Source organism: Streptomyces sp. NPDC007983 (genome assembly GCF_042958345.1).
Classification (GTDB): Bacteria; Actinomycetota; Actinomycetes; order Streptomycetales; family Streptomycetaceae; genus Streptomyces.
This window is the reverse complement of the sequence record NZ_JBIBJI010000023.1, coordinates 32,403-44,852: the sequence shown is the minus strand read 5'-3', so window position 1 is coordinate 44,852 and position 12,450 is coordinate 32,403. Positions and strand designations below refer to the sequence as shown.

The window sequence follows — 12,450 nt, the reverse complement described above, 5'->3', positions numbered from 1 at the left end:
GAACGGGTCGAACGGGACACATGGCGTGGAGCGGCGGCTCACCGAGGCGTCCGACGTGTCCGAGGTCGCCGGAGTCGCCGGACTGGAGGCCGACCGGGCCCTGCTGGGGCGCACCAGCACCGCCGAGCGCGTCGCGGACATCCTGCGCGACCGCATCGCCGAGGGCTTCTTCCCGCCCGGCACCCGGCTGTCCGAGGACAGCGTCAAGGGGGCGCTGGGGGTCTCCCGCAACACCCTCAGGGAGGCGTTCCGGCTGCTCACCCACGAACGGCTGCTGGTGCACGAGCTGAACCGGGGCGTCTTCGTGCGCATCGTCACCGTCGACGACCTCCACGACATCTACCGGGTGCGCGGGATGGTCGAATGCGCAGCCGTACGGGGCCTGGGCGAACCGCCCTATCCGCTGGCCGCGCTCGAGGCGGCCGTCGCGGCGGGCGAACGCGCCGCGCGGGACCGGGCCTGGCAGGACCTGGCCACCGCCAACATCCGCTTCCACCAGGCGGTCGCGGGGCTCGCGGGCAGTCCCCGCGCCGATGAGCTGATGCGCGCGGTGCTGGCCGAACTGCGGCTGGTCTTCCACGTGATGGACGATCCGCGCCGCTTCCACGCGCCCTATCTGGTGCGCAACCGGCAGATCCTGGAGGTGCTGCAGGCCGGGGACGCGGTGGAGGCCGAGCGGCTGCTCGCCTCGTACCTGGACGACTCCCAGGCGCAGCTGTCCGGCGCCTACGCGCAACAGGTCTCCCAAAGGTGAACGATCCGGCGCACCACCAATAAGACGGCCTCAACCTCTTGTCGGATCGTTCAACAAAGTTCTAGCCTCCGGTGCATTCTCCTCACGCCCCCCGTGAGGTCCTGTGCGCGGAAAGGCGGGACGCATGATCGTGCTCCTGGGCGTCCTCGTGGTGATCCTCGGATTCGCCACACGACGCAATCCGTTGCTGGTGGTGGGGGTCGCCGGGATCGCCACGGGATTTCTGGGCAAGCTCTCGCCCCAGGAGATCCTGGCCGCGTTCGGCGACGGCTTCGCCTCCAGCCGCTCGGTGACGATCTTCGTCATCACCCTTCCGGTCATCGGTCTCCTGGAGCGCAACGGCCTCCAGGAACAGGCCCGGACCCTCATCGGACGGCTCGGCAAGCTCACCACCGGCCGCTTCCTCGCCCTCTATCTGCTGATCCGCCAGCTGACCGCGGCGGTCGGCCTCACCAGCATCGGCGGACCCGCGCAGAGCGTGCGCCCCATGGTCGCGCCGATGGCCGAGGGCGCCGCGGAGCGACGCCACGGCGCCCTGCCCGAGCGGGCGCGCGAGCGGGTCCGCTCGTACTCCGCCAGCGCCGACACCGTCGGGCTGTTCTTCGGCGAGGACTGCTTCCTCGCCATCGGCTCGATCCTGCTCATCACCGGCTTCGTCAACACCACGTACCACACCCATCTGGAGCCGTTGCAGCTCGCGCTGTGGGCCATCCCCACCGCCGTCTGCGCCTTCCTCATCCACGGCGCCCGGCTGCTGCGGCTGGACCGCACCCTGGAGAACGACCTCGCCGCCGCCGGCGGCCCGTCCGCTGCCGTGGGCAGCCGCACCGCGGAGGAGGCCAAGTGATTAAGGCCGAGTGGTTCTACTGGCTCGTCGGCGCCGTCTTCCTGGCCATGGCCGCCCAGATGGCCGTCGACCGCAGCAACCCCAAGCGGTACGGCTCGGCCGCCTTCTGGGGCCTGCTGGGCGCCTGCTTCCTCTACAGCACCTGGGTGGTCCACAAGCAGGCCCCGGCCGAACCGCTGGGCCTCGCCGTCCTCGCCATGGCCTGTCTCGGCGGCTTCGGGCTCACCGGCCGCGGCGTCCCCCGCACCACCACCGCCGAGGAGCGCACCGCCATCGCCGCCCGGCTCGGCAGCAGGCTGTTCATCCCGGCGCTCACCATCCCGCTGGTCGCGGTGGTCTGCGCCTCGGCCGTCAAGGAGTGGCACATCGGCGGCGAACCGGTCCTGGAGACCGGCAGCGAGACCATCCTCGGCCTCGGCTTCGGCGCCATCGCCGGACTGCTCGTCGCCATGGCCGTGGTCCGCGAGCGCAGGCCCTCGGTCCCGCTGCACTCCGGCCGCAGCCTGCTGGAGTCCATGGGCTGGGCGCTGCTGCTGCCCCAACTGCTCGCCGTCCTCGGCTCGATCTTCCAGGTGGCCGGGGTCGGCACCCAGGTCGGCAAGATCACCGAACAGCTGCTTCCGGACGGCCAGAAGTACATCGCCGTGGCCGTCTACTGCGTCGGCATGGCCCTGTTCACCATCGTCATGGGCAACGCGTTCGCCGCGTTCCCGGTGATGACCGCCGCCATCGGCTGGCCGGTGCTCATCCAGCAGATGCACGGCGACCCGCCCGTCGTCCTCGCCGTCGGCATGCTCGCGGGCTTCTGCGGAACGCTCGTGACCCCCATGGCCGCCAACTTCAACCTGGTGCCCGCCGCCCTGCTCGAACTCAAGGACCAGTACGGTCCCATCAAGGCGCAGATCCCCACCGCCGGTGCGCTGCTCGTCTGCAACGTCGCCATCATCTCGCTCTTCGCCTTCTGATCTTCCGCCTTCTGAGGAGGCCACCATGACCCGAGTGCTGCTCACCGGCTTCCACCCCTTCGGAGGGTCGTCCGTCAACCCCTCGTGGCAGGCCGTCTCCCTGGTCGCCGCCGACCCGCCGCCCGGTCTGACCGTGACCACCGCCCGGCTCAGCTGCGTCTTCGGCACCGCCCTGGACGAGCTGCGGGCCGCGGTGGAGCAGAGCGATCCCGAGGTGGTGGTGTGCGTGGGGGAGGCCGGAGGCCGCCCCGGCGTCACCGTCGAGCGGGTCGCCATCAACGTCAACGACGCCCGCATCCCCGACAACGCGGGACAGCAGCCCGTCGACGGCCCCGTCGTCGAGGGCGGCCCCGCCGCGTACTTCGCAACCCTGCCCGTCAAGGCGTGCGTCGCCGCCGTACGCGCCGCCGGGATCCCCGCCTCCGTGTCGCAGACCGCCGGGACGTTCGTCTGCAACCACGTCTTCTACGGCCTCGCCCATCTGATCGCGACCGAGCGGCCCGCCGTGCGCGGCGGCTTCGTCCACGTCCCGTACGCGCCCGAACAGGTCGTGGACCGGAACGAGCCGTCCCTGCCCGCCGCCACGGTCGCCGAGGCACTCCGCGCGATCGCCGTCGCGGCGGCGAGCACCGAGAAGGACCTGCGCATCGCCGAAGGCGCGGTCCATTGAGCGGGGCGGACGGACGGGATCTCGGTCGTCACGCGGAGCGCTTCGCCGCCCTCGCCCGCGCCAACATCACCCGGGCCTACCCCTACGCCCCCCAGCACCTGCTGCGCGGGCCCGAGGACCTGGTGCCGCCCCGCACGTACCATCCGGCGTTCTACGGCTCCTACGACTGGCACTCCTCGGTGCACATGCACTGGCTGCTGGTCCGGCTGCTGCGCCGCTGCCCCGACCGCGTCCCCACCGGTGAGATCATCGACGTCCTGGACGGCCATCTCACGGCCGCCCAGCTCACCGCCGAGGCCGACTACCTGCGCGCTCACCCCTCCTTCGAACGCCCCTACGGCTGGGCCTGGCTGCTGGCGCTGACCGCCGAATGCCGGTCCCTCGACGGGGACCTGAGAGCGGCGGGGGAGCGCTGGGCGGAAGCGCTCGCACCGGCTGCCGACGCCGTCGCGGAACTCCTGTGCGGCTGGCTGGGAAAGGCCGCCCATCCGGTACGGCACGGAGTCCACGCCAACAGCGCGTTCGCCCTCGGCCTCATCCTGGACAGCGCGCCCGCAGCCGGTGTCGCGGCGCTCACCGAACCCGTCGAGCGTGCCGTTATGGACTGGTTCGCCCATGATTGCGACGCGCCTGCCCATTGGGAGCCCTCCGGCCAGGACTTCCTGTCCCCGGCGCTCACCGAGGCCGAGGCGGTCTGCCGGGTGCTGCCGCGCGAGGAGTTCGCGACCTGGCTGGAACGTTTCCTGCCCGGCCTCGCCCACAGCGCCCACCCGACCCTCCTCAACCCGCCCGTCGTCACCGACCCCGCCGACCCGCAGATCGGCCATCTCCTCGGGCTCTCTCTCAGCCGGGCCGCCGCGCTGCGCCGCCTGTCCGCCGCTCTCCCGGACGACGACCGCCGCGTCCCCGTACTGGACGGCGCGGCCCGCGACCACCTGGCCGCCGGGCTTCCGCACGCCGTCACCGGGGACTTCACCCGCGACCACTGGATCGCCACCTTCGCCGCCCTCGCCCTCGACGGCCCGCCGGGCTGACCGGGCTGACGGGCGGACTCGGGAACGCACGCGAAGCCGTAGACTGACCGGTCGGTGAGGCACGGGAGACGCACCGGTGTACGGGCGCGTCACGCCCCGACATAGCGGGATCTCCGCGCCGTTTCGTGCGTTGTCGGTGCGACCGCCTAATCTGTGCGACGTGACATCTCCACCCCCCGGGGCGCCTGCGCCCCAGCTCAACGGCCATGACGGGGCAGCCCGCCCGGCGCCCGGCCCGGCCGCCGACGAGGGCCTGGCCCGGCGGCTGCGCGCGCTCGCGTGCACCGCGCCGCTCCACGACCTGGACACCCGCAAGGCCAACCTCGCGGGCGAGTACGGGGTGTACGCGATGGCCGAGGTCGCCCTCGCCGCCATCGACCTGGTCACGCTCAACATGGACTTCGACACCGGCGCCGACCACGAGCAGATAGTGGCCAGGCTGCTGCCCCGCGTCGCCGCCCAGGCCCCGGAGCGGCCCGCCGCCGAACACGAGCGCGTCGCCCGCTGGGTGCTGGAGAACCTGATCAACGTCGGCAGCGTGGACCGCGGCTTCCGCGCGGTGTACGGCACGTTCGGCGCCGACGGCGCGTATGTCCGGCGCGACTACGACTTCAAGCTGATCGAGGAGGTGCCGGGGCCCGGCGGCAGCGTCTATCTGCGCACGACCGACGAAGCCGTCAACGTCCTGGTCGGCGCCCTCGACACGGACGTCACCAGCGCCCAGATCGCGGCCGAGGTCAAGCTGGAGGTCCTCATCAGCCGCGGCCGCCTCGCCGACGCCCAACTCGCCGCCGAGCAGGCCCGCTACCGCACCGTCCAGTACTCCGAGACACTGCGCCGCACGCTCGACGCGACCCGGCGCAACGTCCGCGCGGTCGACTGGCTGCGCACCGTCCCCGAGATGATCACCGAGGCGCTGGACCACGTAGCCGACCGCTACCGCCATGAGAACGCGATCCTCACCAACATCCGCAAGGCGCGCGACGAGGCCGACAGCGCCGAGCACAAGCGGCGGGCCGCCGAACTGGTCGACATCGTCAAGGACTGCATCCGGCGCCACACCCAGCTCCAGTCCCGGCTGCTGGAGGCCGGGCCGCTGTTCCGCGCCGAGCAGGACCGCCAGGCGTTCGCCCCGCCCGCCGCGCGCGCCGGACTCGACCTGTACGGACAGCTCCTGGCCCCGATCCTGCCGCGCCCCGTCGAGGAGGCGGGCCGGGTCACCGACGCGTTCTTCGCCCGCGGCACCGGGATGCGGACGCCCACCTCCGTGCGCGTCGGCGACCTCGTCGACATGCTCCTCACGCCGCCCGTCGAGCGCGAACACCTCGGCGCGGAGATGCCCGAGCCGGACCTCATCGCCACCCCCGACGACAGCCGCTTCAGCGAGGAACAGCTCGCGGTCGCCATGGAGCTGCTCGACCTCCCTGCCGACGCCCCGCGCCGCCTCTCCGGCCTCCTCGCCGACGCCCGCCGCCGCGACCCCGACCTGCCCTACCTGATCGCCCTCCTGGCCGTCCACGCCGCCAGCCCCCCGGTCGGCACCGCCTACCGCCAGGGCGAACAGCGGCTGCTGTTCGCCGTGGACGACGGCACCGAGCTGACCGACCCCGAATTCGGCGGCGCCGACCTCATACTGGGCACCGCCCTCCTGGACGCCGCGAGCATGGCGGCCGACCGGACGGAGGTGGCGTAGATGACCCCCCACCCCGGCGGCACCGCGGCCGCCCCCGCCGCACCCCATGAGCACGCCCCGCGCAAGGAGCTTCACCCGTGACCGAGTACGACGCCGCCGACGACGCGGCACAGCCCGAGCCGACCGCCGCGCCGAGCGGTCCGGCGGGCGGGGTCACGCCCGCCGACGCGGCCGACGCGGCGCGGCTGGTCTCCTTCGGGCTGCAGCCCAAGCTGCTGCCCGCCCGGGACGTCGAATACGCCGAGCTGCTGCGCCGCTACCGCGACGAACCGGCCTTCGCCCGCCTCGCCGACGCCGTCGCCACCGGGCTCGGCCTGATCGTGCTGGAGGTGTCCACCCGCGCCGGGATGGCCGTGACCGCCGCCGAGGACTCCGTCTTCGCCGTCCGCATGGGCGACTACGCCCGCCGCGCCGCCAGCGACTCCGCCGACCGCTTCCTGCACGGCCTCGCCCACCTCGCGGTCGCCGCCATGGCCTTCCCGCGCCCCGAGGACCTGGCCGACGACGGGTACATCGGCCGGGTCACCGTCAACGGCGTCGACACCTTCGTACGGCAGGCCTGCGCCCGCCTGGAGGAGCGGGCCGAGGAGCAGGGCGAGAACACCGACCCGGCCACCGACGCGCCCGGCCTGGAGGCCGCCTGGCGGGTCTACGCGCGGCGCAGTGCCACCGGGGCGACCAAGGACGCCCGCCGGCTGGCCGGTTCGACGACCGGCATCATCGGCAAGGCCGTCGCCTTCCTCGTCGACTCCGGCTTCCTCCAGCGCACCGGGGACGAGTCCGGCGGTACGTACCGCACCACCGCCCGCTACCAGTTGCAGGTGCGGGACATGGCGGCCGGCGCCGCCATGTCCGAGCTGCTGGCCCTCGGCGTCGTGCCGGTCGGCGACGGCAGCGCCACGCTGCTGCCGCCGGACGAGAGCGACGACCTCGACCTCGTCGCCGACGCCGGACTGCCCTTCCACTCCTGACAGGCGCCCCGCCCGTCCAGCCCCCTTCCCACAACGAGAGTCCGCCGCCATGTACGAGCTGTCCCGGATCCGCCTCTACTCCATCGGGCCCGCCGGTGCGCGCTATGCCGACACCGTGCTGGACCTGCGCGGAGTCGGCGATCCGGTGCCCAGCCCCGCGCCGACCCAGGCGGAGTTCTTCGAGGACGAGCCGGTCGGCCCGCCGCGCCGCCCCGCCCCCGCCGGGGTGCTCTTCCTGGAGAACGGCGGCGGCAAGTCCGTCCTCCTCAAGCTGATCTTCTCGGTCATGCTGCCCGGCCACCGGAACACCCTCGGCGGCGCCAGCTCCGGTGTGCTGCGCAAGTTCCTGCTCGCCGACGACTGCGGGCACGTCGCCCTGGAGTGGCAGCACACGGTCACCGGCGAGTCGATCGTGGTCGGCAAGGTCAGCGAGTGGCGCGGCCGCCAGGTCTCCAACGACCCGCGGAAGTTCGCCGAGGCGTGGTATTCGTTCCGCCCCGGCCCGGGGCTCAGCCTCGACTCGCTGCCGGTCGCCGAGGCCGCGTCGGTCCGCCCCGCCGCGGAGGGCGCCTCCACCGCCCGCGGCCGCCGCCGCACCATGAAGGGCTTCCGGGACGCCCTCACCGAGGCGGGCAAGGCGTATCCGCACCTCGACGTCTCCTGGGTGGAGATCCACGAGCGCTGGAACGAACACCTCGGCGAACTCGGCCTCGACCCCGAACTCTTCCGCTACCAGCGCGAGATGAACGCCGACGAGGGCGAGGCCGCCGGGCTCTTCGCCGTCAAGAACGACTCCGACTTCACCGACCTGCTGCTGCGCGCCGTCACCGACACCCGCGACACGGACGGGCTCGCCGACCTCGTCCACGGCTTCGCGCACAAGCTCGGCCGCCGCGCCGAGCTGACCGCCGAGCGCGACTTCACGGCCGGTTCGCTGGACCTGCTCCAGCGCATCGCCGACGCCGCCGAGCGCCGCGAGCAGGCGCGCGGGGTGCACGCGGGCGCCGAGCGCCGCACTCGTACGCTCGCCCGGCGGCTCTCCGCGCGCGGCGCCGAGGAGCGGGGCCGGGCCGCCGAACTCGCCCAGCAGGTCGCCGCCGCCGCGCACGCCGTCACCGAGGCGGAGACCGCGCGCGGACGCAGCGACCTGGTGGCCGCCGAACTCGCCTACCGCCACGCCTCGCTGGCCCTCGCCGCCGCCGAGAAGGGCGCCGCCGCCCAGCGCCGCGAACTCAACGACGCCCGCACCCTGCACTCCGCCTGGCAGGCAGCCGAGACGGTGCTCCGCCACCGCGCCGCCGCCGACCGCTCCGCGCGCGTCGCCGCCGCCATCCGCGAGGCCGAGCGGGACGCGGCCCCCGCGCTCGCCGCCCGCGCCAAGGCCGCCGCCGACCTCGTACGCGCCCTGCACGCGGCCGCGGAGGACGGCGAACGGCACGCCAACGAGGAGGAGGAGCGCTCCGCCGCCCTCCAGGAGACCAGCGAGGCCGCCCACCACGACGCCACTTCCGCCGCCACCGCCGCCCAGCGCGCCCGCAGCGAGGCCGAGCACCTGCGGCAGCGGCTCGCCGAGGTCGAGCAGGAGACCGCCGAGGCCGTGCGCGCCGGATGGCTCGACGACTCCGCCCCCGACGCCGACCCCGCCCGGGCCGCGCTCGCCGCCAGCGACGCCGAGAAGACGACCGCCGCGGCCTGGGAGGCCGCCCGCGAGACGGCCGGGCGCACCGCCGACCACGCCAAGGCGGCCGCCGCCGAACAGGCCCGCACCGAACTGGCCGCCGCCCGGGCGGCCGACGCGGCGCGCGCGGCGGAGTCGGCGTACGACGCGGAGCGGCGCGCCGCCGAGGCGCTCGGCGCCGAGCCGCGCCTCATCGAACTGCTGGGCCTCCCGCAGCCCCCCGCAACCATCCCCGCGGCGCGCTCTTCCGCGGCCGAGTCGTCCCGCACGGGGTGGGTCACGGTCCGGGTGGACGACGACCCGGACGCGGACGACATGCTGGGCCTGTCCCAGCTCCCCGCCGCCTTCCGCGCGGACCCCACCACCCGCACGCCCGACGCGGCGTCGGACGAGTGCGCCGTGGACCCCGACCGCGCGACGCGGCCGGGCGCCGACCACGCGTACGCCCCCGACGAGCCCCGCGCCGCCGACACCCGGGGCCCGCGCGCGGACGCCGACGACGAGGACCGCCCGACCCCGCCCGGCCGCACCCACGCGGCGGACTCCCGCCCCCCGGGCCGGGTGACGGCCCGCGTCGAGGACCTGGACCCCGCCGGGGAGGGTGGGGACGATGCGGGTGAGGGCGGCACCTCCGCCGCCGGCGACGGCGCAGCCGACGGCGGTGCCCAGTGCGCCGACTCCGGCACCGGCGACCGCACCGGCCGCACGCGGGCCACCGGTGCCGCGGGCCAGGAGCGGTCGCGTACCGCAGCCGCCGCACCCGTGTACGCGGCCGGTTCGCCGCCGCCGGGGCGGGTGACGGCCCGGGTCGGGGACGACGGGGACGGTGACGACCGGGCCTCCGCCGACGCGGACGGCAGCGCCGGGCCCGGAGCCGGGCAGCCCGACGCGGACGGCGGCAGCACGCCCGGGGACGAGCAGGCACCGGACGCCGGGCAGCCGCGTCCGGCGGACGACGCGTCCGGCGACGAGCAGGGCTGCTGGGCCCCCGAGGTCGGCGACGACGGCGCGTCCGCCGACGGAGAGGACGACGGCCCGCGCGCAGCCGCGGCCGTGCCCGCGCCGCGGGCCGTCGGGGACGGGCCGCTGACCGCCGAGGAGCTGGACCGGAACGTCGAGGCGCTGCGGGAGCTGCTGGAGGAGAGCGTGGCCTCCGCCGAGCGGCAGCTGTTCGACCTGCGCACCGCCGCCGCCGACGACTCGCGCATCCTCGCTGCGCTCGGCGACGGCGGGCTGCTGCCGCCCAGCCCCGACGTGCTGGCCGCCGTCGAGTACCTGGGCGAGCACGGCATCCCCGCGCTGCCCGGCTGGCGTTACCTGGCCCAGGCCGTCGACCCCGTCGACCACGCGGCCGTGCTCGCGGCCCGCCCCGAGCTGGTGGACGGCGTCGTCATCACCGACCCCGACACCCACGCCCGCGCCCGCGCGGTGCTGGGGCAGGCGTCGCTGCTGCCGCGGTCGGCCGTCGCGGTCGGGACGGCGGCCGCGCTGCTCGCGCCGACGCCCGCGCCCGGATCCGGCGAGGAGAGCGGGGTGTTCCTCGTCCCGCCGAACCCGGCGATGCACGACGAGCGCGCCGCGGACGACGAGCGGCGCGGGCTGCGCGACCGGGCCACCGCGCGGGACGAGGAGATCCGGGCGCTGGCCGCCCGGCTGTCCGGGGACCGGGCGCTGGCGGCCCGGCTGTCGTCGTGGCGCGCCGGATGCCCGGCCGGGCGGCTCGCCGAGCTGGCGGCCGCGGCCGAGGGCGCCGCGGAGGCCGCCGAGACGGCACAGCGGGAGCTGGCGGAGGCGCGTACGGCGCGGGCCGAGGCGGACGAGGCGGCCACCGAGGCGGCCCGGGTACGGGACGAGCGGCAGGAGGCTGCGCAGCGGGCCCGCCGGGTGGCGGACGCGCTGGCGGGGCTCGCGTACCGGCTGCGTGAGCGCGTCACCTGGCAGACCCGCCTGCGCGAACTCGCCGAAGAGGCGGCGGAGGCCGAGGAGCAGGCCGCCGCCTGCGTGGACCGGGCGCGCGCCGCCGACGAGGACCGGCGCGCGGCCCAGCGCGCGGCCGACGACGCGCACCGCACCGCGCGCGCCCTGCGCGCCGAGCGGGCGGAGATCGCGGGGGCGCCCGATGACCTGGGCGAGGACACCGAGCCGCCCACCGCGTCGCTGCCCGCGCTCCGCGAGGCGTACCGCACGGCCTCCCAGGTGTACGAGAAGGTCGGCGTCGGCGCCGATCTGCGGGCCGAACAGGCCCGCGCGGAGAGCGACGAGAGCGCGGCGCTCGCCGCCCTCGACCGGCTCACCAACAAGGTCCGCACCCGCGCCGCCCAGCTGCTGGAGGGCACCGACGGCGCCGACGGCCCGTCCCGGCAGGCCGCGGCGGCCCGCGCCGAATCGCTGGTCCAGATGCTGGAGACCCGCGCGTCGGCGGCGAGCGAACAGCTCGGCAGGCTGCGCGGCGAGGCCGAGCGGCTGGCCCCGGCCGACGGCGACGACGCCCACACCGCCCTGCCGGAGGAGATGGTTCCGGCCGATGCGGAGCAGGCGAAGGAGCTGCTGCGCACGGCCAACGCCGAACTCGCCGCCCGCACGGACGCGCTGGACACCGCCCGCACCGCCCACGCCGACCTGCTGCGCGCCCACCGCTCCGCCGAGGACGCGGCGGGCGGCTTCGACGAGACCGCCGCCCTGCTGCGGGACCTGCTCCGCGAGGGCCCCGGCGCCGAGGACGACGGCGAGCGCCCCGACCCGTACGCGGGCGGCCTCGACGAGGCCCGGCAGGCGGCCACCGAGGCCCGCCGCTCGCTGCGCGGCTGCGCCGCCGATCTGTCGGGCGCCGAGTCGGCGGTGCGGGAGGCGAGCGACGTCCTCGTACGGCACGCCAACTCCACCCGCTACGAGCAGGTCCGCACCCCCGCCCGCCAGCAGATCCGCGAACTGCCCGCGGCGGCGCTGCCCGAGCACGCCGCCGCCTGGGCCGACGCGTTCGCGCCCCGGCTGCGGGTGCTGACCGACGAGCTGGAGCAACTGGAGCGCAACCGCGACTCCATCGTCGACCGGCTGCGCGGACTGGTCGAGTCGTGCCTGGCCACGCTCCGCTCGGCGCAGCGGCTCTCCCGGCTCCCGGAGGGGCTTGGCGAATGGTCGGGGCAGGAGTTCCTGCGGATCCGGTTCGACGACCCGGACCAGGCGACGCTCACCGAGCGGCTGGGCGAGGTCATCGACGAGGCGACCCGCTCGGCGGTGAAGAAGAACTCCGACCTGCGCCGGGACGGCATGTCCCTGCTGCTGCGCGGCGTCTCCGCGGCGCTCCAGCCGCGCGGGGTGGCCGTGGAGATCCTCAAGCCGGACGCGGTGCTGCGCGCGGAGCGGGTGCCGGTGGGGCAGATGGGCGACGTCTTCTCCGGCGGTCAGCTGCTGACCGCCGCCATCGCCCTGTACTGCACGATGGCCGCGCTGCGCAGCAACGACCGGGGCCGCGACAAGCACCGCCACGCGGGCACGCTGTTCCTCGACAACCCGATCGGCCGGGCCAACGCGACGTATCTGCTGGAGCTCCAGCGGGCGGTCGCGGACGCGCTGGGCGTCCAGCTGCTCTATACGACGGGGCTGTTCGACACGACGGCGCTGGCCGAGTTCCCGCTGGTGATCCGGCTGCGGAACGACGCGGACCTGCGGGCCGGGCTGAAGTACATCAGCGTCGAGGAGCATCTGCGGCCGGGCCTGCCGACGCAGGACCCGGAGGGGGAGCAGGTGCACGGCCAGATCACGGCGACGCGCATGTACCGGCGCCCGGAGGGGGACACGGGCGCGCCCGCCGGGGGGTCGGCGGACGGCCCGTGACCGC

8 protein-coding genes are annotated in these 12,450 nt (G+C 75.3%); all 8 read left to right on the top strand.

Going from position 1 to position 12,450, the window contains the following annotated elements; all coding sequences use genetic code 11:
* The first annotated feature begins 55 nt into the window (after nucleotides 1-55).
* The 8 genes from ACFZCY_RS39450 to ACFZCY_RS39415 all read left to right on the top strand — a co-directional run bounded on the left by ACFZCY_RS39450 (nucleotide 56) and on the right by ACFZCY_RS39415 (nucleotide 12,446).
* Nucleotides 56-754 carry an FCD domain-containing protein gene (locus ACFZCY_RS39450; protein WP_391185012.1) on the top strand — a complete coding sequence of 233 codons (699 nt, stop codon included), beginning with the start codon at nucleotides 56-58 and terminating at the stop codon, nucleotides 752-754.
* A 124-nt stretch (nucleotides 755-878) separates the two neighbouring features.
* Nucleotides 879-1,601, top strand: a complete 723-nt coding sequence (locus tag ACFZCY_RS39445) for a 5-oxoproline transporter, DUF969 family subunit (RefSeq protein WP_391184884.1) — start codon at nucleotides 879-881, stop codon at nucleotides 1,599-1,601.
* Entirely contained in the window at nucleotides 1,598-2,566 is a 969-nt protein-coding gene (locus ACFZCY_RS39440; protein ID WP_391184881.1) for a 5-oxoproline transporter, DUF979 family subunit, read from the top strand. The genes ACFZCY_RS39445 and ACFZCY_RS39440 overlap by 4 nt, the downstream gene beginning before the upstream one ends.
* Nucleotides 2,567-2,591: 25 nt before the next feature.
* Entirely contained in the window at nucleotides 2,592-3,236 is a 645-nt protein-coding gene (gene pcp / locus ACFZCY_RS39435; protein ID WP_391184878.1) for a pyroglutamyl-peptidase I, read from the top strand.
* The gene (locus tag ACFZCY_RS39430) at nucleotides 3,233-4,270 is read left to right on the top strand and encodes a DUF2891 family protein (RefSeq protein WP_391184875.1); all 1,038 of its coding nucleotides are present in this window, start codon (nucleotides 3,233-3,235) and stop codon (nucleotides 4,268-4,270) included. The genes pcp and ACFZCY_RS39430 overlap by 4 nt, the downstream gene beginning before the upstream one ends.
* Before the next feature lie 160 nt (nucleotides 4,271-4,430).
* A complete protein-coding gene (locus ACFZCY_RS39425) occupies nucleotides 4,431-5,963 on the top strand; it encodes a hypothetical protein (RefSeq protein ID WP_391184872.1) in 1,533 nt (510 codons plus the stop codon).
* A 77-nt stretch (nucleotides 5,964-6,040) separates the two neighbouring features.
* Nucleotides 6,041-6,934, top strand: coding sequence for a hypothetical protein (locus tag ACFZCY_RS39420; RefSeq protein WP_391184869.1), 894 nt, complete (start codon nucleotides 6,041-6,043; stop codon nucleotides 6,932-6,934).
* 49 nt (nucleotides 6,935-6,983) lie between these two features.
* Nucleotides 6,984-12,446: a hypothetical protein gene (locus tag ACFZCY_RS39415; protein ID WP_391184866.1), complete on the top strand. Its 5,463-nt coding sequence runs from the start codon at nucleotides 6,984-6,986 to the stop codon at nucleotides 12,444-12,446.
* Nucleotides 12,447-12,450 lie beyond the last annotated feature (4 nt).